This window comes from Aliidiomarina celeris (genome assembly GCF_003316875.1).
Classification (GTDB): Bacteria; Pseudomonadota; Gammaproteobacteria; order Enterobacterales; family Alteromonadaceae; genus Aliidiomarina; species Aliidiomarina celeris.
Map to the genome: position 1 here is coordinate 117,733 of NZ_QMIL01000001.1, position 24,346 is coordinate 142,078.

The 24,346-nt window shown below is 48.7% G+C and carries 16 protein-coding genes; 8 read left to right on the forward strand and 8 right to left on the reverse strand.

All coding sequences use genetic code 11. The features are described from left to right. Window positions 1–112: 112 nt before the first annotated feature. The gene (locus DQW12_RS00555; RefSeq protein ID WP_113905772.1) at window positions 113–1,465 is read right to left on the reverse strand and encodes a DUF1329 domain-containing protein; all 1,353 of its coding nucleotides are present in this window, start codon (window positions 1,463–1,465) and stop codon (window positions 113–115) included. 261 nt (window positions 1,466–1,726) lie between these two features. Between DQW12_RS00555 and DQW12_RS00560 the strand changes: the two genes are divergently transcribed. Together DQW12_RS00560 and DQW12_RS00565 are read left to right on the forward strand one after the other, a co-directional pair. Beyond that, window positions 1,727–2,902 (forward strand): WD40/YVTN/BNR-like repeat-containing protein, encoded by a 1,176-nt coding sequence (locus tag DQW12_RS00560; RefSeq protein ID WP_157957803.1) that lies wholly within the window; start codon window positions 1,727–1,729, stop codon window positions 2,900–2,902. Between the two features lie 6 nt (window positions 2,903–2,908). Beyond that, on the forward strand, window positions 2,909–5,266 hold the full coding sequence (locus DQW12_RS00565; RefSeq protein WP_113905774.1) for an efflux RND transporter permease subunit: 2,358 nt from the start codon (window positions 2,909–2,911) through the stop codon (window positions 5,264–5,266). Window positions 5,267–5,336: 70 nt separating this feature from the next. Here the strand turns inward: DQW12_RS00565 and sbcB are convergent, their stop codons facing one another. Beyond that, complete coding sequence (gene sbcB, locus DQW12_RS00570) at window positions 5,337–6,767, reverse strand: exodeoxyribonuclease I (protein ID WP_113906575.1); 1,431 nt, start codon at window positions 6,765–6,767, stop codon at window positions 5,337–5,339. Window positions 6,768–6,914: 147 nt separating this feature from the next. Between sbcB and DQW12_RS00575 the strand changes: the two genes are divergently transcribed. Beyond that, a complete protein-coding gene (locus DQW12_RS00575; protein WP_113905775.1) occupies window positions 6,915–7,982 on the forward strand; it encodes an isoaspartyl peptidase/L-asparaginase family protein in 1,068 nt (355 codons plus the stop codon). Window positions 7,983–8,053: 71 nt separating this feature from the next. Continuing rightward, window positions 8,054–11,968 (forward strand): ATP-dependent RNA helicase HrpA, encoded by a 3,915-nt coding sequence (gene hrpA, locus DQW12_RS00580; RefSeq protein WP_113905776.1) that lies wholly within the window; start codon window positions 8,054–8,056, stop codon window positions 11,966–11,968. A 41-nt stretch (window positions 11,969–12,009) separates the two neighbouring features. Here hrpA and DQW12_RS00585 read toward each other — a convergent pair whose 3' ends face one another. From DQW12_RS00585 to ubiG, 6 genes are all read right to left on the reverse strand, one after another. Continuing rightward, window positions 12,010–12,276 carry a GrxA family glutaredoxin gene (locus DQW12_RS00585; protein ID WP_113905777.1) on the reverse strand — a complete coding sequence of 89 codons (267 nt, stop codon included), beginning with the start codon at window positions 12,274–12,276 and terminating at the stop codon, window positions 12,010–12,012. 104 nt (window positions 12,277–12,380) lie between these two features. Beyond that, complete coding sequence (yfaE, locus tag DQW12_RS00590; protein ID WP_113905778.1) at window positions 12,381–12,644, reverse strand: class I ribonucleotide reductase maintenance protein YfaE; 264 nt, start codon at window positions 12,642–12,644, stop codon at window positions 12,381–12,383. A gap of 5 nt (window positions 12,645–12,649) precedes the next feature. Continuing rightward, a complete protein-coding gene (nrdB, locus tag DQW12_RS00595) occupies window positions 12,650–13,780 on the reverse strand; it encodes a class Ia ribonucleoside-diphosphate reductase subunit beta (RefSeq protein WP_113905779.1) in 1,131 nt (376 codons plus the stop codon). Window positions 13,781–13,791: 11 nt separating this feature from the next. Further along, on the reverse strand, window positions 13,792–16,128 hold the full coding sequence (gene nrdA, locus DQW12_RS00600) for a class 1a ribonucleoside-diphosphate reductase subunit alpha (RefSeq protein WP_113905780.1): 2,337 nt from the start codon (window positions 16,126–16,128) through the stop codon (window positions 13,792–13,794). A gap of 304 nt (window positions 16,129–16,432) precedes the next feature. Beyond that, window positions 16,433–17,098, reverse strand: coding sequence for an HAD family hydrolase (locus tag DQW12_RS00605; RefSeq protein WP_113905781.1), 666 nt, complete (start codon window positions 17,096–17,098; stop codon window positions 16,433–16,435). Next, on the reverse strand, window positions 17,091–17,819 hold the full coding sequence (gene ubiG, locus DQW12_RS00610) for a bifunctional 2-polyprenyl-6-hydroxyphenol methylase/3-demethylubiquinol 3-O-methyltransferase UbiG (protein WP_269800905.1): 729 nt from the start codon (window positions 17,817–17,819) through the stop codon (window positions 17,091–17,093). The genes DQW12_RS00605 and ubiG overlap by 8 nt, the downstream gene beginning before the upstream one ends. Window positions 17,820–18,088: 269 nt before the next feature. Here ubiG and gyrA point away from each other — a divergent pair, with 269 nt between their 5' ends. Genes gyrA through aroA form a run of 4 tightly spaced genes read left to right on the forward strand, consistent with a single transcriptional unit; the run spans window position 18,089 to window position 24,272 of the window. Continuing rightward, window positions 18,089–20,773, forward strand: a complete 2,685-nt coding sequence (gene gyrA / locus DQW12_RS00615; RefSeq protein ID WP_113905782.1) for a DNA topoisomerase (ATP-hydrolyzing) subunit A — start codon at window positions 18,089–18,091, stop codon at window positions 20,771–20,773. Next, complete coding sequence (gene serC / locus DQW12_RS00620) at window positions 20,736–21,860, forward strand: 3-phosphoserine/phosphohydroxythreonine transaminase (RefSeq protein ID WP_113905783.1); 1,125 nt, start codon at window positions 20,736–20,738, stop codon at window positions 21,858–21,860. Before gyrA ends, serC begins: the two co-directional genes overlap by 38 nt. Before the next feature lie 23 nt (window positions 21,861–21,883). Further along, window positions 21,884–22,993, forward strand: a complete 1,110-nt coding sequence (gene hisC / locus DQW12_RS00625; protein WP_113905784.1) for a histidinol-phosphate transaminase — start codon at window positions 21,884–21,886, stop codon at window positions 22,991–22,993. After that, the gene (gene aroA / locus DQW12_RS00630; protein WP_113905785.1) at window positions 22,983–24,272 is read left to right on the forward strand and encodes a 3-phosphoshikimate 1-carboxyvinyltransferase; all 1,290 of its coding nucleotides are present in this window, start codon (window positions 22,983–22,985) and stop codon (window positions 24,270–24,272) included. The genes hisC and aroA overlap by 11 nt, the downstream gene beginning before the upstream one ends. Window positions 24,273–24,346 lie beyond the last annotated feature (74 nt).

Below are 24,346 nucleotides of genomic sequence, written 5' to 3' on the forward strand. Positions count from 1 at the left end.
GCCAGGTTAAGTAAGCCAGGTTAAGTAAGGCTTACGCTCCCACTTAGATAAACGTGCAGACATAAAAAAACCACGCTTTGAAAGCGTGGTTTTTTAATGCGTTCAGTAAATTCTAGCGAATACCTAAACGGCGCAATGCTTGCGTGGTGTAGTCGCTGCGGCTCGCTTCTAAGTCGAAGTTCATGTAGGTTTCTTCTTCATTCGCAAGACCGAGGGCAACGTAACGGCCGTTGTTCAGGTCGTACAAGGCTTCAGCAGCCATCCACGGCACGTCATGGCCATAGAATTGTGCCATGTAAGCTTCACCCACACGCCACAAGTCACCACGACCGTCGTAATGGTCAATTACGGCTGCAGTCCATGTATCTTCGTCGATAAAGAAGTTACGTTTGGCATAAATGTGGCGCTCACCGTCTTTCAGTGTGGCTTCTACTACCCATACACGGTGTAATTCGTAACGCGTGTGTTCAGGGTTAATATGGCCGGCATGCAAAATGTCGCTGTACTGAAGATCAGTACTCATCATCGCGTAGTTGTTATACGGGATGTACATTTCTTTTTTGCCCACTAATTCCCAGTTGTACTTGTCGGGTGAGCCATTGAACATATCAAGGCCGTCAGAGGTACGCAGACCATCTGAAGCGGTACCTGGCCCGTCATACGCAACGTTTGGCGCACGACGTACACGGCGTTGACCCGCGTTGTAAATCCATGCACGACGACCTTCTTTTACTTGGTCAATTGTGTCGTGAACCAACAGCACAGTACCGGTTAAACGCGCCGGCGCAAGTACTTGTTGGAGGAAGTAAAACAGCACGTTGTCGTCTGCTACGGGGTCGCGGCCTTCTTGTAAATATTCCGGCCACACGAGTTGTTCGTTCAAACGCACCATTTCATAGCGGCCGTTGGCTTGAACAGGGAACTGGCCTACGAAACGCTCAACAGCACCACCGCGGTAGCGTGTTAAATGGTTCCAGATTACTTCAAGGCCATTACTTGGAATAGGGAATGGAATCGTGTTCTCGAAGTTATTCAAGCCACTTCCGCCGGCAACCAAGGTTGTGTTCTCAGCGTTACGGCGAACAACTTCATACAATTCGTCGGGGTAAGCGGCAGTACGATGCGTAGGATAAACATTCATGCGCCACGTGTCATAACGCTCAAACATAGCGATTTGACCGGGTGACAACCGCTCACGGTGCTGATCGAGATTCTCACGCGTGATGGTATATAGCGGTTGCTCGTCTGCGAATGGGTTTTGCGGACGGTTAATATCTTCGCCTGGGCGTGACAAACCGCCGTCCCATGCTGGGATACGGCCGTCTGCGCTACCTGCGCGTTCTGCCCCTAAAGGCGTTAGATCTTGACCGAGGCGTGCGGCTTCTTCGGGAGACACGGCAGCATTTACCCCTGCTGAAAGCAGAGACAGCGCCATAATTCCTGCACCAAACATCATTTTTTTCATTGTCGTTGTCCTTAGTTCCTGTGCGTTCTTATAAGTCGAACACCAATACGGTGTTGGTGGACTGTAGTAAGGTTAAGCTACATCAAAACAAATAAAAATAGAAATCAGAAGAAAATTTCGTCGTTTGAGCGTTTTTCTTCAAATAAATTTAGTTTAAGGCTTTTCAAACACCTGTTAGATTATACAATCACGAGTTATAACCTAGGTCGAGGCGTTACTCAATTATTACTTATGACCTACAACAACGTTTGGAGTTCAATAATGAGAAGGAAAGCTATAGCTTCCGCACTCTTCAGTGCATGTTTGTGTAGCGTGGCACTGACTTCGGCTGTTTTTGCCGAATCAACAACGGGAACAGTCAGCTCGGGCTACGACCCCATGACGACTCCTGCACCAATGGTGGCTAACGCCGAGCGCGCAGCCCTGATTGGTTTAGATGAACTGAACGGCAAGCGTGTTGCCGTAGGAAGTTTTGGAACCTTACTCATTCAAAACAACGACGGCGAATGGCAACAGGCTGAAATTCCAACCTCAGTGCTGTTAACCAGCGTTGATCAGGTGAGCGACTCTATTATTTGGGCCGCAGGGCACGAAGGTATTATGTTGCAAAGCACGGATGGCGGGGTAAGCTGGCAGCGTCGTATGGACGGCCATCAACTATTAGCGATGGAATATCCTTATCTAGAACAGCGCGCACAAATGCTCGAAAATGCTATCGATAATGCTGAAGACGAGTATGAAGCTGAAGAATTAAGCTTTGCTTTGGATGAGCTTGGCTTTTTAATGCAAGGCGCTGAGATTCAATTTGAAGTAGGGCCTACTAAACCCTTCCTCGATATTCGTTTTCTAAACGAGAATATTGGCTTTGCGCTAGCGGCATACGGCACTTTGTTACGTACCGAAAATGGCGGTGATGACTGGGAAATTATCAGCCACCGCATCGAGAACCCGATGGGTTATCACCTAAATCGACTGGTGGTGAACGACAACAACGAGGTTGTACTTGTCGGCGAATACGGGCTACTTGCCCGCAGCACTGACCTTGGTGAGAACTGGGAAACCTTGGAATCACCTTACGACGGCTCGTGGTTTGGTGGTTTGGTTGATAATAATGGTCGTCTTTGGGTGTATGGCTTACGCGGTAACGTTTTTGTTTCTAATGACTTTGGTGACAGTTTTGAACACGTGCAAACGCCAACCCGTTATAACTTAAATAACGGTACGGTACTCGAGAATGGACATGTCGCTATTGTCGGCCATTCGGGTGTTATTGTGGTGGTAAACCCAGCAACCTATGAGAGCGTTTTGTACACCCACGAAAGCAGTACGCCACTCACTGCAATACGGCAACTTGGCCAAAATCATTTCTTGCTGACCGGGCGCTCGGGAGTACTGGAGTTTCATGTTCCAGTGGCAGCTAGTGGAACAGAAGGGTAATTGAGCATGAATAATAATCAACTGAACGAAAGTGGAACAGAGTCTTTGATGGAGCGTGCGTTATTTGGTGCCCGCAAAGTATGGGTTGTTGTTTTCGTGGCTCTCACCGCGTTTCTGCTGTATCACGCAGCGCAAGTTCGGCCCGACGCCAGTTTTACCAAGATGATTCCGACCAACCACGAGTTTGTGCAGAATTATTTCAATTACAATGAAGATTTAGCGTCGTTAGGTAATGCAATTCGGGTGTCGGTGGAAACGACCGAAGGCACTATTTTTGACGCGGATTATCAGGAAATTTTGCGCCAGGTTACCGACGAATTGAACTACATTGCGGGTGTAAACCGTTCGGGTATTCGTTCTATTTGGACGCCGAACGTGCGTTGGTCGGAAGTAACCGAAGAAGGTTTTGTTGGCGGCCCGGTTATTCCTGATTCCTATGATGCTTCTGTGGAGTCTATCGAACAACTGCGCCAGAACGTATTACGTTCGGGCGAAGTCGGGAACTTGGTTGCCAATAACTTTCGCTCGGCGCTTATTTATGTGCCACTCAATGAAATTGATCCAGAAACCGGTGAACAGCTTGACTATCATCAATTTAGCCAACGCTTAGAAGCTAATATTCGCGACAAATACGGCTCTGACACGATCAACATTCAAATTGTTGGTTTTGCAAAAGTGGTTGGAGACTTGATCGACGGTGCATTGCAGGTTGGTTTGTTTTTCTTGACCGCCATGGTTATTACCTTCGGTATGCTTTATTTGTACAGCCGCTGTGTTCGCAGTTCTTTTGTGGTGCTACTGTGCTCGGTAATAGCGGTAATTTGGCAACTTGGCATTATTAAGCTCATTGGTAGTGGTATTAACCCTTACTCAATGTTGGTGCCGTTCTTAGTTTTTGCTATTGGTGTAAGCCACGGTGTGCAAATTATCAACGCGGTTATGGCGTACCGAGTTGACGGCCACGATAAATTGAAAGCGTCGCGTCTTGCATTCCGTAGCCTGTATATTGCGGGTCTAACGGCCCTTGCAAGTGACGCCATTGGCTTTACCACGCTCATGGTTATCGACATTCAGGTTATTAAAGAGCTAGCCATTGCAGCCAGTATTGGGGTGGCGGTAATTGTACTCACCAACTTGGGCCTGCTGCCTATTTTAACGTCTTACTTTGGCGTGAGCCGCCGAGGCGTTGAATATTTGCAGGCAAGCCAAAAAGAAGCGCATCCACTACTAAAATTCTTCGAGAATTTCACTAAGCCATTCTGGGCGCGTACTGCAGTAGCGGTAGCCGTTGTTATGGCTGTGTTTGGCTTGTGGCAGGGACAAAAACTGCAAATTGGTGACCTTGACAGTGGCGCGCCAGAGCTTCGCGCAGACTCGCGCTATAACCTCGACAATGCGTTTATGGTGCAAAACTACAGCGCCAGTACCGATATTTTTGTAGTTATGGCGGAAACGCCACCCGGTGAATGTATTGCTTGGGAAAATATGGTGCTGATGGACCGTTTCCAGTGGCATATGGAAAACGTACCTGGCGTGCAAACCACCCGCTCAATTACCTATGTGTCGAAGCTAGGCATGGCGGGAATTAACGAAGGTAATTTGAAATGGTACAACATCAATCGCGATAACTTTGTGTTGAATGCGTCCATTTCACAAGCACCTTCGGGCCTTATGAATCGTGATTGCAGCATGGCTCCGATCATTATCTATTTGAATGATCACAAGGCCGACACGTTGAATCGAGTGGTTGATGAGGTGCGCTCTTTTGCAGCGGAATTCCCGTCGGACAATATTGACTTCTTGTTGGCGGCCGGCAACTCAGGTTTTGAAGCCGCCACCAATAAAGTAATTGAGCACGCGCAGCTAGAAATGCTGATCTGGGTGTACGGCGTGGTTATTGCACTATGTTTGATTACTTTCCGCAGTGTACGCACGGTTATTTGTATTGTGCTGCCACTGATGTTTACCACGGTGATGAGCCAAGCGCTCATGGCGTCGCTCGACATTGGTATTAAAGTAGCAACCTTGCCGGTAATTGCGTTAGGGGTTGGAATTGGTGTCGACTACGGAATCTACATTTACAGCAAAATGCGTGAGGCGCTCGCACAGCAAATGAGCCTTGCAGAAAGCTACGCCTTTGCGTTGTCGAAAACGGGTAAAGCTGTTGGCTTTACGGGTTTAACACTCGCTATTGGCGTGGCCACTTGGATTTGGTCACCCATTAAGTTCCAAGCCGACATGGGCCTATTATTAACGTTCATGTTTATTTGGAATATGTTAGGTGCGTTAATTCTCATTCCAGCTTTAGCGCGCTTGTTAAAAGTTGGACCAAAACAGGCGACAACCAAGTCTCTGAGTTTGTAAGTAGCAGCGCTACTTCACGAAAACAAAAACGGCCACTTTGAGTGGCCGTTTTTTTGCTTTCGTTGTAGGCTTAAAGCGACTGCGCCCATTGGTAAAGGTCTTTTAACAGCCTTGTTTTGTGTGCGTCGTTCTGAACACGTTCTGCCGCTGTATTTAAGGCGAGTAAGAACTCGTCGATAGAAAGCCTGTGCGTGCCGCCGTGCTGCAGTTGTTCGCGACAATGCTGGAGCCACTGTTGTTGTTCGCTGTGGGTAAGGGTGGCAGGGTAGTTGCGCGCACGAAAACGAAACAACAACGCTTTAAACCGATGATCATCAAACTCGAACGGGTAGTCCGCCAGCTGTTCGGGTGGCAAGTTCCGAATAAGCTGGGCGTGCGACTGTGCTTGTGGGCTGAGCAGTCCACCCGAGTAGAGTGCTGTGTCTACATCTTGAGAGCTGGTGTCGTACTCCCGCACTATTGCCATAGCGTCGACAAACCTTTGGCGTAAATCAGGGTGTTGCTGAAGTACGTGCGCATAACTATGGCTCTGGTCTCGGCTGAGGCCAAACTGTTCAGCCCGTTCGTTACTGAGCACTTTTTCGGGCGCCAAAAATGGGCATTGGTTAAGTTGTATTTTAACCAAGCCGGGCCTTAAGTTGGGCTCCGCTGTGCTGTCGTAAAGCAGGCTGTTGAGGGTTGTAGCGTCGTATTGCTGCCATTCGCTTGGATTGCGATCGAGGCGCCAAGCGATAAGCGTATTGCTTTGTTCAGGATGAAAAGCCAGTGGCAGAACCCAGTTGCAGTACCCCGCGTGGGCACCGTAAAACCCACTTACATGTACGAGCGGTTTAGCGTGAACAAGACTGTCGTTCACCAGCGCCAGCAATTTTGCTTTTTTACGGTGCTCGAATGCCCAATCAAAAAGCTTGGGTTGTTTTTCGTAAATAAGCTTGGCAAGGGCGATGGTTGCATAAACATCGGCAAGAGCATCGTGTGCCTTGCCATGATTTAAATGATTCGCTGCGGTTAAGTGTTCGAGTTTGAGGCTGACCCGACCCTCTTGGTTTTGGGGCCACTCAATGCCTTCGGGGCGCAATGCATAACAAGCGCGAACCAACTCGAGTAAATCCCATCGTGAATTGTTGTTCGCCCAACTGTGCGCATAAGGGTCGATAAAATTTCGATAAAACAGGAACCGGGTCATTTCGTCGTCGTAGCTAATATTGTTATAGCCCACGCTAATGGTATTGGCTTGGCTAAGTTCTGCGGCAATTTTTTCGGCAAATTGAACTTCCGGGTAGCCGTCGCGTTGACATTGCTGCGGGGTAATTCCGGTAATTAAACACGCTTCGGGGTGGGGAAGGTAGTCTGGGCTTAACTGACAAAAAATATTGAGCGGCTTGCCGATAACCTCAAATTTATGATTGGTGCGAATACCTGCAAATTGCATCGGTCGGTCGACCCGAGGGTTCACACCCCCAGCTTCATAATCATGCCAGTAAAAAGTGTAGTCAGTCATTTTTAAAATAATAAATACAATGAAAGTGATGAACGAGAGCATAGCATTCGCTAGGGCTTGTATGCGAGGGCTTCACGGGTACATAATCAGTAATTAAGTAATAACCTTATTGCTGTTTACTTTCACAGTCTAATTTTGGAGCCTGATATGAAAAACCTTGCAAAGCTCGGTTCATTGGCATTAAGCCTACCGTTATTGTTCGCCTGCAGTGGAGAGGCGCCACAAAGCGTTAGCAGCGCTCCTATTGCTATCGCTATTCATGGTGGGGCGGGTACCATTACGCCGCAAAATATGACACCAGAGCGCGAAGCAGAGTTTGAAGCGGCACTTACCGAAGCCACAGAAGCCGGTTATGCCGTATTAGCGGCGGGTGGGTCAGCGCTTGACGCGGTTGAAGCGGCAATTCGACTGATGGAAGAAAACCCATTGTTCAATGCGGGTAAAGGCGCGGTTTACACCTATGAGGGGCGCCACGAACTCGACGCTTCTGTGATGCGTGGCGACACCCTAGAAGCCGGCGCTGTTGCGGGAGTGACCAATATTCGCAGTCCATTTATTGCAGCGCGCGAAGTTATGGAACATTCGCGCCATGTGATGCTCAGTGGTGCGGGTGCCGACGAATTTGCGCGCGAGCGCGGATTAGAAATGGTGAGTAATACCTTTTTTAACTCGTCGCACCGTTATGAGCAACTACAACGCGCGCTCGAGCGCTTAAGGGAACAAGCAAACGCAGGCGAGCAAATAGCTCAGCTGTCGGCGAGCACTTTGACCGCCGATCCAGCAGGCTGGGAGCCTGCATTTAATATGGGAACAGTGGGCGCGGTTGCCCTTGATGCCAATGGTGATCTCGCTGCAGGGACTTCTACCGGGGGAATGACTGCGAAGCGTTGGGGTCGCATTGGCGACGCGCCGATTATTGGCGCGGGAACTTGGGCCGACAACGACAGCTGCGCGGTTAGTGCAACTGGGCATGGCGAGTATTTTATTCGTTTTCATGTGGCTGCCGATATCTGTAGCCGCGTGAAATACCAAGGGTTAACGATTGCAGAAGCCGGGAACACTGTCATTCATGATGTGCTACTTCCCGCTGGTGGCACCGGTGGTGTCATTATAGTAGACCGCCAAGGCAACATTAGTATGCCCTTTAACACTCCGGGGATGTACCGCGGAGCAAAGTCAAACCGTAGTGAACTCGAGATTGGTATTTATCAATAGGCATACATAGGCGCATGCCGCGGGTTTTGTTAAACTAGCGGCATGTTTTATTCCTGCGGTAAGCGTTGTTCATGCCGAAACATCTAATCAAGCTCCTGCCTGAGTGCCGAACTCAAGATCGCTTCAAACTCAAGAAAAGTATTGAGCGCTTAGCGCAGGCACAGACTGAAAATAATGAAAAGGCTCTTGCTCAGTTACAAGAACAAGTTGAGCGCTCGCGTGCGTGGGTAAGCAATCGCCGCGCAGCGCTCGCTGAGCCTATTTCCTTTCCAGAATCGCTGCCTGTTGTTGTTGAAAAAAAGCGTATTCAAACCACTATAGCGAATAATCAAGTGGTGGTTATTGCCGGAGAAACGGGGTCGGGTAAAACCACTCAGCTCCCCAAAATGTTACTCGATATGGGGTACGGTGCGGCTGGTTTAATAGGGCACACGCAACCGCGTCGCCTTGCTGCACGCTCGGTGGCTAATCGTATTCAGGATGAACTCGGGGCTATTGGTAAAAGCGCTGTAAATTATAAGGTTAGATTTCAAGACAACACCAGTGACCAAACGTCAGTTAAATTAATGACCGACGGTATATTACTTGCGGAGCTGCAGTCGGACCCGTATTTGTCGCAGTACGAAGTGATTATTATCGACGAAGCACATGAGCGCAGTTTAAACATCGACTTTCTTCTGGGAGTATTGCATAAGCTCTTAAAAAAGCGTGCCGACCTTAAGCTGATTATTACCTCTGCAACCATAGAAACCGAGCGCTTTAGTCAGCACTTTGGCAATGCGCCGGTGCTCGAAGTGTCGGGCCGTACCTTTCCGGTAGAAATGCGTTATCAACCCCTGCTTGAGGACGGTGAGCAAGATCTTCACCAAGGTGTAATTGAAGCTGCCGAAGCGCTTATGCGCGAGGGGCCGGGTGACATTTTAGTATTTTTGAGTGGAGAACGTGAAATTCGTGACCTTGCTGAAAGTTTAACCGACGCATTTCGCCATGAACGCGCTCCAATCGACATTATCCCCTTGTATGCAAGATTGTCGGCGCAGGAACAAAACCGAGTGTTCCAAACGGGCGGGAATCGCCGAATTGTATTGGCCACCAACGTTGCCGAAACGTCGTTAACCGTGCCAGGCATTCGTTATGTGATTGATCCTGGCTTAGCGCGCATGAGTCGTTACAGTTATCGTACCAAGGTGCAGCGGCTTCCCGTAGAGCCTATTTCGCAAGCGAGTGCAAATCAAAGAGCAGGGCGTTGTGGGCGAACAGGCCCAGGCATTTGTGTGCGTTTGTACAGTGAAGAGGATTATCTTTCGCGGCCACTCTATACCGACCCGGAAATACTGAGAACCAACCTTGCCTCGGTTATTTTACAAATGGCGAGCCTTAAACTGGGGGACATTCGCAAGTTTCCCTTTTTGCAGCGCCCCGATGACCGTTTTATCAACGACGGTATTAAGTTGCTCGAAGAGCTTTGTGCCATAGAAACATCGCACGGCAAGCGTAAGCGAGGCAAAGATGGGCAGCTGCCGTTAACCTCGCTCGGTCGGCAACTTGGCCGCCTGCCGGTAGATCCTCGGCTAGGGCGCATGATCCTTGCCGCAGCAGACTATCATTGTGTGCGTGAAGTTTTAGTGATTACCGCGGCGTTAAGTATTCAAGATCCACGAGAACGCCCGCACGACAAACAGCAAAAAGCAGACGAGCTACACAAACGCTTTGAGCATGAAGGGTCAGATTTTCTCAGTTTCTTGCGTTTATGGGAGTACGTGCAGGGTGCACAGAAAGAAGACTCAGGAAATCAGTTTCGAAAGCGCTGCCAGCGCGAATTTATTCATTATTTACGCGTGCGAGAGTGGCAAGACGTTTACACGCAATTACGCTATGCCGTGCGCGAACTTGGCTTGCCGCTGAGTGATGAACCGTCACCGGCAGATAATATTCATCAGGCGTTATTAACTGGGCTGCTGTCTCATGTGGGTAGCCGTGATGAAAAGTACGAATATACAGGTGCGCGGCAATCTCGATTTTTCATTTTCCCAGGCTCCGGCCTTTTTCAGTCGAAGCCCAAATGGGTTATGGCAGCGGAATTAGTAGAAACGGCAAAGCTTTACGCCCGTTGTGTGGCGAAAATTGAGCCCGAGTGGATTGAAAAAGCGGCGAGCCATTTAATTAAGCGTAGTTATAACGAACCGCGTTACTCGAAAAAGCAAGGGGCAGTTGTGGCGAGTGAGCAAGCGACCTTATTCGGCTTGTTGTTATTTGCTGGGCGGCAAGTTCATTACGGTAAAATTGCACCCGAGCTTGCGCGTGAGATTTTCATTCGCGAAGCCATTGTAGAACAACAAATGAAACGCCCGCCTGAATTTGTGCTCAAGAATCAACAGTTGATTGAGTCGCTGCAAGCACTTGAAGAGAAATCTCGGCGCCGAGACATTTTAATTGATCAAGAGGCCTTGTTTGTTGCCTACGATAACGTAGTGCCAGCACATGTTCGTGACGACCGTAGCTTGCAGCAATGGTGGCAGAAGGCAACAGCCGATGAAAAAGCGCGTCTGCTATTCCAACGTTCAGATTTAATGCTGCAAAGCGCCACTCACGTAACCGAAGCAAGCTACCCAGATGATTGGGTGCAAGGGCCTTTACGACTCCCGCTCGAGTACAAGTTTGAGCCTGGTGAAGTAGACGATGGCGCGAATATAGTGCTGCCGGTCGCCGCGCTGACGCAAGTGGTCGATGAGGGGTTTGATTGGCAAATACCGGCTTTTCGGCATGAATTAGTGACCGCCTGGATTAAAAGCTTACCGAAAAAGTGGCGCCGCAATTTTGTGCCCGCACCGGATTATGCAAATGCTGTGCTGGCCGCGCTTACGCCGTTCAAAGAACCGCTACTTGAAGGCATGAGCCGTGAACTTAAACGCATGAGTGGTATTGAAATACCACGCGACGCGTGGCAAAACGAGCAGGTTGCTGAACATTTAAAAATTAACTTTAAGGTGCTTGATGAAAAGGGCAAGGTGCTTGCACAAGGTCGCGATTTAACCTTGCTACAGCAACAGCTGAAAGGAACCGTGAAAGCCAAAGTGAGCGAAACGGCGGGCGAACAGATTGAGCAAGAGGGATTAACCGACTGGAGTTTTGGCGCTTTGCCTGCGGCTGTGGAAACAGCGCAAGGGCGCTTTGCCATTAAGGCTTTCCCCGCGTTAAACGACGAAGGCAATGCGGTGGCGATTCGGGTTTTTGATCATGAAGCCGATGCCACACGCGCTCAGCAGCGCGGGCTGCGAAAGTTAGTGTATTTGCAAGTTCCGTCGCCGGTGAAGTATTTACAAACGCAGTTGTCGGCAAAAAGTAAATTGGCGATGTACTTTAACCCGTGGGGTAAAGTAGAGGCACTGATTCAAGACTGTATTTTCGCGGCTATTGATCAACTTATGGCCCGGCACACTGAGCATGTGATTACGGAGGCTCAATTTAGGGCCTTGGTGGATTATGTACGCGCTGAGCTTAACGACGTAACGTTAGAGATTGTGCAACAGGTGGAGCGTTGTTTGCTGTTAAGCCATTCAGTAAATAAAGCACTGAAAGGTAAAACACCGTTGTCGATGATTCAGTCGTACGGTGATATTAAGCAGCACCTTGCGAGTTTAATTTTCCCGGGCTTTGTAACCGAGTTTGGTGCAGCACGGCTGCCGGATATTGAGCGCTATTTAAAAGCTTTAGTGTATCGCTTAGAGCGACTGCCAGTAGACCCAAACCGGGACCGTTTGCGCGTGTTACAGGTGGAAAAAATAACAGAAGCTTGGCAACAGCAGCTCAATAAAATTCCGCAATATCAACCTGTACCGGAGCCACTCAGTGACTTTCGTTGGTGGCTAGAGGAATTCCGTGTGTCGTTGTTTGCGCAAGCGCTAGGAACTGCGTTTCCAGTTTCCGAACAGCGTTTGAAAAAGCAACTGCAAGTGCTCGAAATGGAAAAAGGCGCCTCGAAGTGAGCGCCTTTTAATCTGCAGAACTGTGCTGTGGGGTACGCTAGTTAAGCAGCGTACAAGCCTAAATTTGCTTTCGCATAGGCTTCAAACTCGGTACAACCGCCAATGTGTTGCTCGTCGACAAAGATTTGCGGCACGGTAAGTACAGGCTTACCAATGGTTTTTTCCAGGTCGGCTTTGGTAATGCCTTCTTTTTGAATGTCGATATAGCGATATTCAAAATCGTCACGAGATTTTTCAAGCGTTTCGGCAATTTGCTTGGCGCGTACGCAGAACGGGCATGAATCACGCCCAAAAATTACAGTTAACATGCGCTACTCCTTTATTTCAGCGGCACGTATTATCGCACTATTCAAAAGCCTATGCCAATCGAGAACTACGATACCCATGTTCGAATGGATAGATAGCGAGAAGGTTAATGTTCAAGCGAAAGGTCGCTTTTTACTCTGCATACACAGGGAAGAATTTCACCAGGGCGAATGTAGGCGAGAGGTTCATTGATATATTCTACGTTGCCGGCATGTAATACGCTGCGGCACGCACCACAAAAGCCGCTACGGCAATGGTAACGGGCTTCTATTCCAGATTGCTCGAGGTGTTCGAGTAAGGTAAGCGAACTGCCGGCGTCTATTTCGACAACCGGCAGTTGATTGATCTGAAGCTTAAAGCGCTGGCTCATGAGCGTTAGAGATCGAAATCTCCAAAGTCTCCTGCGCTGACTTCGCTGTCGATCTGACCAACAAGGTATGAACTAATTTCAGATTCTTGCGGAGCAACTTGAACGTTGTCTGATACTAAATATTTGTTCATCCACGGCAGTGGGTTGCTATTTTGCTTGTACTGCGGTTCAAAGCCAATGGCCTGCATACGCATGTTGGCAATGTACTCCACGTATTGGCAGAGAATTTCTTTGTTTAAGCCAATCATAGAGCCGTTTTCGAATAAGTAGCTGGCCCATTCTTTTTCTTGCTCTACCGCAGAGGTAAAAATAGCAAGTGCCTCGTCGCGACATTCTGCTGCAATCTCCTTCATTTCAGGGTCGTCGTCGCCGTATTGCCAAAGGTTGATCACATGTTGTGTTGAGGTGAGGTGTAGGTTCTCATCACGCGCGATCAAGCGAATAATTTTCGAGTTTCCTTCCATCATTTCGCGTTCGGCAAAGGCAAAAGTACAGGCAAAGCTCACATAGAAACGAACCGCTTCGAGGGCATTAACCGAGTTCATGGTGAGGTAAAGTTTCTTTTTCAAGTTACGCACGGTAGCGTCGTAGGTTACGCCGTCTACGGTGACTTCGCCTTCACCATGAATTTGCCAGAGTTGTGTGTGCAAAATCAGGTCGTCGTAATACTTCGATATGTCGGTTGCACGCTTACAAATGTGTTCGTTGATAACGATATCGTCGAAAATTTTACCCGGGTCACTAAATAAATTACGCAGAATATGGGTGTAAGAGCGAGAGTGGATCGTTTCCGAAAACGACCACGTTTCGATCCATGTTTCGAGCTCGGGTAAAGACACAATAGGTAAAAACGCAATATTGGGGCTGCGACCCTGCACAGAGTCGAGCAGGGTTTGGTACTTAAGGTTGGAAATAAAAATGTGCTTTTCGCTGTCTGTCATGGCCTGAAAATCGACGCGATCGCGGCTAACATCGACTTCCTCTGGGCGCCAAAAGAAGCTGAGTTGCTTTTCGATTAACTTTTCGAAAATGCTATGACGTTGCTGGTCATAGCGAGCTACGTTCACTGGGTTACCAAAAAACATAGGCTCCCCGAGCGGATTTACATTCGTTTGGTTAAACGTTGAATAGCGCATAATGAATGACCTTAAATTTTGCAAGCACCACCAGCACAATCGTCATCTTCTTCGATAACAGCTGTTACTGCTTGATTTGCGTTTTCTTCGAGTTGTTTACGTTTGCTAGCAGACAAGTCGGTTTGATTGTCGGCAGCACCGTCGCGAGTATTATGGTAATACATGGTTTTAACGCCGAGTTTATAAGCGTAAAGCAAGTCTTGGAGCAGTTGGCGCATTGGCACTTTACCGCCTTCAAATTTACTCGGGTCGTAATTGGTGTTGGCTGAGATGGTTTGGTCGACAAACTTCTGCATAATAGCCACCAACTCTAAATAACCTTTGTTGCTTGGAATGTTCCAGAGTAATTCGTACTGATCTTTCAAGCGTTCAAACTCCGGCACAACTTGCTTCATTACGCCGTCTTTCGACGATTTCACGCTAATATGGCCGCGTGGTGGTTCAATGCCGTTGGTGGCGTTGGAAATTTGCGATGAAGTTTCAGAAGGCATTAACGCCGACAATGTAGAGTTACGCATACCATATTTTTTCACCGACTCGCGTAAAGCTTCCCAGTCGTAGTGAAGTGCTTCTGAACAAATGCTATCGACGTCTTTCTTGTAGGTGTCGATAGGCAAAATACCTTGCGAGTAGGTGGTTTCGTTAAACTTCGGACAGGCGCCTTTTTCTTTCGCTAAGTTATTCGAAGCTTTCATGAGATAATACTGCATTGCTTCAAAGGTGCGATGGACTAAACCGTTTGCGCTGCCGTCGGAGTAACGCACACCATTCTTGGCAAGGTAATAGGCAAAGTTTATTACGCCAATACCGAGGGTTCTGCGGCTCATACTTGCGTTATAAGCAGCCGGAACCGGGTAGTCTTGATAATCCAGTAAGCTGTCGAGTGCGCGCACAGCTAAGTCGGCAAGTTCTTCAAAGTCGTCTAGCGACTCAATGGCACCGAGGTTAAAGGCCGAAAGGGTACACAACGCTATTTCACCGTTCTCGTCGTTAATGTGCTCGAGTGGTTTGGTGGGTAGCGCAATTTCTAGGCACAAATTGCTCTGCCGTACAGGTGCTACTTTCGGGTCGAACGGGCTGTGATTATTAGTGTGGTCTACGTTCTGTAAATAGATTCGCCCAGTACTGGCGCGCTCTTGCATAAACAAGCTAAAGAGTTCAATAGCTTTGATACGTTTCTTCCGAATTGACTCGTCGCCTTCGTATTGCACATAGAGGCGCTCAAATTCCTCTTGATCGGCAAAGAATGCATCATAAAGGCCGGGCACGTCGGAAGGACTAAAGAGCGTAATATAGTCGTCTTTGATGAGGCGCTGATACATGGTTTTGTTGAACTGCACACCGTAGTCGAGATGGCGTACGCGGTTTTCTTCAACACCACGGTTATTTTTAAGTACTAATAAAGATTCAACTTCAAGGTGCCACAACGGGTAGAACAGGGTAGCCGCACCGCCGCGCACACCGCCTTGAGAGCAGCTTTTCACCGCTGTTTGGAAATATTTGAAGAACGGAATACAACCGGTGTGGAATGCTTCGCCGTTACGAATGGGGCTACCGAGCGCACGAATACGACCCGCATTAATGCCAATACCTGCACGTTGCGACACGTATTTTACAATGGCGCTGGCTGTTGCGTTAATGGAGTCGAGGCTGTCGCCGGCTTCAATTAATACGCAAGAGCTGAATTGACGAGTAGGGGTGCGCACACCGGACATGATCGGCGTGGGTAGCGACAACTTAAAGCTGGACGTAGCGTCGTAAAAGCGGCGAATATAATCGAGCCGCTCTGCTTTCGGATAATTTGCGAATAAACACGCAGCAACCAGAACATAAAGAAACTGAGCACTTTCAAAAACTTCACCGGTTACGCGGTTTTGAACAAGGTATTTCCCTTCAAGTTGCTTTACCGCCGCGTAGGAGAAGTTGAGATCGCGACTGTGGTCGAGGAAGCTGTTCATCTGCTCGAATTCGTCTTTGCTGTAGTCTTCGAGCAAGTGTTTGTCGTAGCGATTCAAGTCGACCAAGCGAGTGACGTGATCATACAAATGCGGAGGCTCAAACTCGCCGTAGGCTTTTTTGCGTAAGTGGAATATGGCTAAGCGAGCAGCGAGGTATTGGTAGTCCGGTGTTTCCTCAGAAATAAGATCGGCGGCGGCTTTAATGATCGTTTCGTGAATGTCGTCGGTACGAATGCCGTCGTAGAACTGGATTTGAGATTTAATTTCGACTTGCGATACTGAAACGTTGGTTAACCCTTCTGCGGCCCAGCTGACAACACGGTGAATTTTGTCAAGGTCTAGTGCTTCGCGACGTCCGTTACGTTTTGTTACCTGAATGGACTGGCTCATGGCTCCCTCTCTAGCATTATTGTTATCACTAGATATTGTGGTTAAATTAGCAACAATGCCCGTATGGGCACAATATCTTGTGGTGGGGTATGGCGCTACTTTAGTCACGAAGGGCGTTTTGATCAAGCGACATTTTTGGATATTTTGCCGCAAAAGAGGCTTGAAAAAATAGAATGCTGCACTGCCGCGGCTTTGCGCGGTCTTTGCTCTTAAATACTTTTTTATAATAAAGAGAGCGGTCTTATTTCGCTTCTATTATATATAACAGAAGGCCTATTTCGCTCACTTATGGTGAATCACTTTGTTATGAAAGCAAACCTAGTAACTCAAGCGGTTGCTTTAACCGTAAGTCTGCTCCCCAATGTTCAGGCTGGTCGGCTTCACCAATATATCCCCAGTCGGCCAAAATAGTGGTCATATTTGCGCGATTGCCCGCTTCAATATCGCGTTCTGCGTCGCCCACATACCAGCACTCCTCGGCGTTACATTTAAGCTGCTTTGCAGCCAACAGTAGTGGCGCCGGATGCGGTTTTGCAACGCTGAGTGTGTCGCCACTCACAATACACGGTAGTTGTTTAAGCAAAGGGAAATGTGCTAACAGTGGCATTGTATAGGCGTGCGGTTTGTTGGTTACAATCCCAATCTTAATCTGTCGCTCGTTGAGTGCGGTTAACAGCGCTTCTATGCCGGCAAAGTAGTGGGTGTGTTCGGCTATATTTGCGGCATAGCGTGTTAAAAACTCTTCGCGCAAAGTTTTTTCAGTGTCGGCGTTAAACTCGGGGCCAAAACCGCGTTGCAGCAATCCTCGCGAACCGTGTGAGGCGAGGGGACGAATAACAGCAAAGGGCAACTCCTTGTGCTTACGCTGCCGCAACATGCTATTTAATGCTGCGCCTAAATCGGCGGCAGTGTCGAGCAGGGTGCCGTCAAGGTCAAAAAGCACTGCCTGTGGTGGTTTTACTTCACTCATTTGGCTTTTCGCACGCCAAGATGTAGTTCACATCGACATTACGGTCACTTAAAAAGAAACCAGACGTGAGCGGGTTGTAGTGAATCCCGGTCATGGCTTTTGCTTGCAAGCCGGCTTGGTCGGCGTCGTGAATAAGCTCCGAGGGGCGAATAAATTTGGTCGCGTCGTGCGTTCCCTTTGGTAACCAGCGCAACACGTATTCTGCAAGATAAACGCCAAGCACTTTAGCTTTCAGGGTGCGGTTCAAGGTAGAAAAGATAATTTTCCCACCTGGCTTGGCGAGCAGAGCGCAGGCGCGAATTACACTTGCTGGCGTGGGTACATGCTCAAGCATTTCAAGGCATGTAACAATATCGTACTGGCCAGCGTGTTCAGCGGCAAACGCCTCAGCGGTAATTTGTTGATAATCGATGGTCAGTTCCGACTCCAGCGCGTGTAGCCGGGCAACACCTAACGCTTCAGGGCTCATATCGATACCGGTCACCTCAGCACCTGCGCGCGCCATGGCCTCTGACAACAGGCCACCACCACAGCCAACGTCTAATACCTTTTTACCTGCTAAACCTTGACCATATTGATCAATAAATTGAACGCGTAACGGATTAACCTCATGCAAGGGCTTAAAGTCTCCGGTGGGGTCCCACCAGCGCGATGCCATAGCATTGAATTTTTCAATTTCTGCGGGATCTACATTCGGGGTTGCTGTATTGGCTGTGGTCACTTTTTAGCCTCTTTTTTACTGCCTAATTCATTGCGCGTCAGTCTACCCGAGCTTGCACGTTTAAACCAGTTGCGAATACGATCCGAGCGTGTCATAAAACGAACCCATGTGGTATGCTGTTGCGATTCACCCTTACACTTCAAAGAGCAGTGTGAAAAACGGTGTAGAAGCAAAACAAAAGCTTAATCGAGTAGCGCCAAGCGTAACTCAAGCATAACAATAACGACTCAACGTCGAAGCAGAATTTGAATAATTCAGGGAAAAAAGATATGAGCGATCTTGCCAACCAAGTCGTACCTGTGAATATTGAAGACGAGTTGAAAAACTCGTATCTCGACTACGCCATGAGCGTGATTATCGGCCGGGCCTTACCCGACGTTCGTGACGGTTTAAAGCCAGTGCACCGTCGCGTTTTATTTGCCATGAATGTGCTTGGCAACGACTACAACAAGCCGTACAAGAAGTCCGCGCGCGTGGTCGGTGATGTTATCGGTAAATATCACCCACACGGAGACTCGGCGGTATACGACACTATTGTTCGTATGGCGCAGCCATTTTCACTACGTTACATGTTGGCAGACGGGCAAGGTAACTTTGGTTCGGTTGACGGCGATTCCGCGGCCGCGATGCGTTACACCGAAGTTCGTATGTCGAAAATTGCCCACCAATTATTGGCAGACCTCGACAAAGAAACCGTTGACTTCGTGCCAAACTACGACGGTACAGAGCAAATTCCAGAAGTACTCCCCACCCGCATCCCGAATTTACTAGCCAACGGCTCTTCGGGAATTGCCGTGGGTATGGCAACCAATATTCCGCCACACAACCTCAATGAAGTTGTGAACGGCTGTTTGGCGATGATCGACAATCCAGACATTACGCTTGAAGAGTTAATGGAATACATTCCAGGGCCAGACTTTCCAACGGCGGCAATTTTGTCGGGCCGCCAAGGTATTGTCGACGCTTATCGCACTGGGCGCGGTAAGATTTACATTCGCGCACGTGCCGACGTTATTACTGACGAAAATTCAGGCCGCGACACCATTATTGTGCATGAACTGCCGTATCAGGTGAACAAAGCCAAGCTGATAGAAAAAATTGCGGATCTCGTAAAAGAGAAGCGTATTGAAGGGATCAGCGCTTTACGCGACGAGTCGGACAAAGACGGTATGCGCGTGGTGATTGAAATGAAACGCGGCGAAAGCGGCGAAGTGATGTTGAACCACCTCTATCGCAATACGCAATTGCAAGTGAGCTTTGGCATTAACATGGTTGCCCTCGACAAAGGCCAACCTAAATTATTTAGCTTGCCAGAAATGCTCGAATGCTTCATTACCCACCGTCGTGAAGTGGTTACCCGCCGTACGGTTTATGAATTACGCAAAGCACGGGAGCGAGCTCACACTCTTGAAGGCCTAGCGATTGCGCTTGCCAATATTAACGAGGTTATTGAGCTCATTAAACGTTCGGCGTCCCCGGCAGAAGCGAAAGCGCAGTTAATGGCTCAAGGGTGGTTACTTGGCGACGTAGCGCTAATGTTGGAGCGAGCAGGTGTTGACGCCGCGCGTCCAGACTGGGTTGAAGAAGGCTTTGGCATTGTTGCTGGAGAGTACCGCCTAACAGAAGTTCAAGCCCAAGCTATTCTCGACTTGCGCTTGCATAAGTTAACGGGTCTTGAACACGAAAAAATTCTAGACGAATACAAAAACTTATTACAAGCCATTGAAGAGTTGCTGCATATTTTGAACAGCTCGGAGCGTTTAATGGAAGTTATTCGTGAAGAGCTTGAGCAAGTAAAAACTGATTTCGGTGACGAACGTCGCACAGAAATTACCGCTTCGAGCCACGACATTAACATGGAAGACTTGATTGACCGTGAAGACGTTGTGGTTACCCTTTCTCATGAAGGCTATGTGAAATACCAAAGTTTAACTGAGTACGAAGCACAAAAACGTGGCGGCAAAGGTAAAGCGGCTACGAAAATGAAAGATGAAGACTTTATTGAGCGCCTCTTAGTGGCGAATACGCATGATATGATTTTGTGCTTCTCGAGCGCCGGCCGTGTGTATTGGATGAAAACTTACCAATTGCCTTATGCCAGCCGAGCTGCGCGTGGTAAACCGATTGTGAATTTGTTGCCGCTAGAAGCCGATGAACGTATTACTGCAATTTTGCCTATTTCCAGTTTTGAAGAAGACAAATTTGTCGTGATGGCAACGCGCCGAGGTACGATTAAGAAAACCCCGTTAACCGAATATTCACGGCCACGTACAAGCGGCATTATTGCTTTGAATTTGGTGGAAGACGATGAGTTGATCGGCGTAGATATTACCCATGGCGACAGCGAAATTATGATGTTCTCCGACGCTGGCAAAGTCGTGCGCTTCCATGAAGAACAAGTACGCTCCATGGGGCGTACAGCAACCGGTGTTCGCGGTATGCGAATAGAAGACGACCAACGCATTGTGTCGTTAATTATTCCGCGTGGAGACGACAGTGCTATTTTAACGGTAACCGAAAACGGCTTCGGTAAGCGTACTCCGCTTGCAGACTATCCGGCGAAGAGCCGCGCGACCAAGGGTGTTGTGTCGATAAAAGTGAGCGAGCGTAATGGTTCCGTTGTTGGAGCCTTAGAAGTGGTCAACGGCGAACATCTAATGTTAATTAGCAACCGCGGCACGCTGGTGCGCACACGCGTAGACGAAGTTTCGCAGGTGGGCCGAAATACGCAGGGTGTGACGCTGATTCGCACGGCCAATGACGAAGTAGTCGTTGGTATTGCGCGCATTGCTGAAATGGACGAAGAAGACGCGAGTGTTGCAGCGCTAGAGGGTGAACACGCCACAACGGAAAGTGCTGACATGAGTGCTGACATGAGTACCGACGTAAGTAGCGACGACGCCACCAGCACTAACGATGATAACAACTCCTCAAGCGAGGACTCTGGAGCGTAAATCTGTGGTTTATAACTTTTCTGCGGGGCCGGCTATGTTGCCGGCTCCTGTATTAAAAAAGGCACAGTCTGAACTTATAAATTGGCGCGGGCTCGGTATTTCGGTTATGGAAATCAGTCATCGCGATCCTGTTTACCTACAAATGACCGAGGAATGCGAGCAGGATCTGCGTGATCTCATGTCGATTCCAAGCAATTACGCTGTGCTTTTTATGCATGGTGGAGGGCGCGGTCAATTTTCCGCATTGCCACAAAACCTTGCGAAAGGTGACGACCAACTCGACTACCTCAATACAGGTATTTGGTCAGACTATGCTATTCGCGAAGCTAAAAAGTATGTTCGGCAAGTGAACAGCTTGAATGTAATGGGCGAAGAAGACGGTTTGAAATGTGTGAAGCCACAAGCTGAATGGCAGCTCAATGCAAATGCCGCATACTTTCATTACTGCCCGAACGAAACGGTGGACGGCATCGCACTGCATCAGGTTCCTGAAGTGAGCGTACCGGTGGTGGCTGATATGTCGTCGGTTATTCTTTCTGAGCCGCTCGACGTTTCAAAGTTTGGTGTGATTTACGCCGGCGCGCAAAAGAACATTGGGCCTTCTGGTTTTGCGGTGGTGATTATTCGTAAAGACTTGCTTGAAACCCAACAAGAGCGGGTGTGCACGGTGATGAACTACAAGGTTCAAGCCGAGGAAAAGTCACTATACAACACGCCAAATACCTTTGCTTGGTACCTTGCAGCGGAAGTGTTCAAGTGGGTGAAAGCAGAAGGTGGCTTAGCGGCAATGGCGGAGCTGAACCAACGCAAATCTGCGCTGCTCTACGAATGTGTCGACAACTCCCGTTTCTATCGAAACACCATACATGGGCGTAATCGGTCGAAAATGAATATTCCATTTCAACTTGCAGACGAGTCACTTAACGCACAGTTTCTAAAAGAAGCGGAAGCAGAAGGGTTGATTATGCTCAAAGGACATCGTTTTGTGGGCGGTATGCGAGCGAGTATGTATAACGCTATGCCCTATGCGGGCGCACAAGCCTTGGTCGACTTTATGACCCGTTTTGAAAAGGCTTATGCAAAATAACGAGAATAAGAAGAGGACGTACCATGCAAAATTTTGATGCGGCGCATTTGGCGCTGCCAGGAATTAGAGAGTTGCAGCCTTATCAGGCGGGCAAACCGATTGAAGAGCTTGAGCGTGAGCTCGGTATTAAAGACATTGTAAAGCTCGCCTCAAATGAAAACCCCTTGGGTGTAAGCCCTATGGTGCAGCAAGCGTTGGCCGATAAAGTGGCCAGTTTAGCTCGCTATCCAGACGCAAACGGATTCTATTTAAAGTCGGCACTGGCCGAGCGTTTCGGGGTGTCGACGGCACAAATTACGCTTGGGAATGGGTCTAATGACGTTTTAGAATTACTCGCGCGTACCTACGTGAGCGCTGAACATGAAGTTATTTTTTCACAACATGCATTTGTCGTGTATCCCTTGGTAACCCGTGCCATAGGCGCAACCGGCATCGCGGTACCGGCACTTGATTATGGTCATGATCTGAACGCTATGGCGGCGGCCGTTACCGACAAAACGCGGATGATCTTTGTTGCCAACCCGAATAATCCTACGGGAACCTTTTTAACCGCCGACCTCTTACACGAGTTTCTTGCCAAAATACCGCCGCATGTGTTGGTGGTGTTAGACGAAGCGTATTATGAATACGTGCCTGAGCACGAGCGGGCGCCGTCGCTGCAGTGGATTGAAAAATTCCCTAATTTAGTGGTAAGCCGCACCTTTTCTAAGGCGTACGGTTTGGCGGGCATTCGCGCCGGTTATGCGGTGTCGCACCCGTCGGTAGCCGACTATATGAATCGTATTCGCCAGCCCTTTAATATGAACGAGCTCGCTCTTACGGCGGCCATGGCGGCCTTGCAAGATGATGACTTCTTGGCGCGTTCTATCGAAGTGAATCGGGCAGGCATGCTGCAGCTTATTGCGTTTTGTGAGGCTCAGAATTTGCCGTACATTCCGTCCCATGGGAACTTCCTTACCATTGAAGTAGGCCCCGACGCGGCGGCGCTGTACCAGAAGTTGTTGCACAAAGGCGTAATTGTTCGGCCGGTAGCGGGCTATGAATTGCCCAATCACTTGCGCGTAAGTATTGGTTTGCCTGAGGAAAATCAAGCCTTTATTAATGCTATGCTCGCTATTGCCCATGACCGCTAGTTCAACCTTATTGGGGCCGCGAAACGTAAGCGGCTCCATTCACTTGCCGGGTTCCAAAAGCATTTCAAATCGAGCACTGCTGCTTGCTGCACTTGCCAAAGGAATAACCAAAATTGAAAACCTATTGGTAAGCGACGACACAAAGTGGATGTTAGCTGCGCTGCAAACGCTTGGGTGTTCGATAGAACTAAACGTTGAAACGAAACAAGCACAGGTTGTCGGTCAAGGTGGTTTGTTTCACGCACCGCAACAGCTACAAACGGAGTTGTTTCTTGGGAATGCCGGTACAGCAATGCGCCCACTGACGGCAGTGCTCGCAGCCTCGCAAGGGCAGTTTTTATTAACCGGTGAGCCACGCATGTTTGAACGCCCAATTGGTGATCTGGTCCGTGCTTTAGAGCAACTAGGGGCCGACATCAGATACGCGGGCAACGAAGATTACCCGCCGCTCGTGATTCAAGGCAGAGCACTGAAGGGCGGGGCTGTGTCTATTCACGGCGGCCTTTCAAGCCAATATATCTCAGCTGTTTTAATGCTCTTACCCTTACTACAAGAGAACTCAGAGTTAGAAATTACTGGGCCCTTGGTGTCGTTGCCTTACATAGAGCTTACGCTTGGCATGATGGCACAATTTGGGGTAGAAGTTGAGCGTTTAACGGAGCGCAACTACCGCGTTAGGGGGCAACAGCAGTATCAGGCTCCAGCGAGTTATTTTGTAGAAGGCGACGCCTCGTCTGCGTCTTATTTTCTTGCCGCTGCGGCCATTGCTGGAGAAATAACGGTTTCAGGCGTAGGACGAAAGAGCTTACAAGGCGACCGTTTGTTTGCGGAGGTGTTGGAAAAAATGGGCGCGCAGGTTGAATATGCGGATACATCCATTCACGTGCGTAAAGGCGACTTGATAGGCGGCGACTTCGATTTAAACGCAATTCCAGACGCGGCCATGACGATTGCTACCACCGCGTTATTTGCCAAAGGTAGCACGACAATTCGAAATATCGGCAATTGGCGAATTAAGGAAACCGACCGGCTTGCCGCTATGGCCACTGAACTACGAAAAGTAGGGGCGACTGTAGAAGAGGGCGAAGACTTCATTGTGATTGAACCGCCAGAACAAATTCAACATGCAAAAATAGCAACCTATAATGATCACCGCATGGCCATGTGCTTTTCGCTTTTAGCCCTCGCACCTGCGGGCGTCACTATTTTAGACCCAAGGTGTTGTGAAAAAACCTATCCTTCGTTTTTTCAAGATTTTGCGTCTATTTGTACGCAATAGCCCCGCGAAAGAAATCGACTATTCCGTGCAAAATTTGAGAATGTCGGTATAATTTCGGCGCTGTATTTTAATGC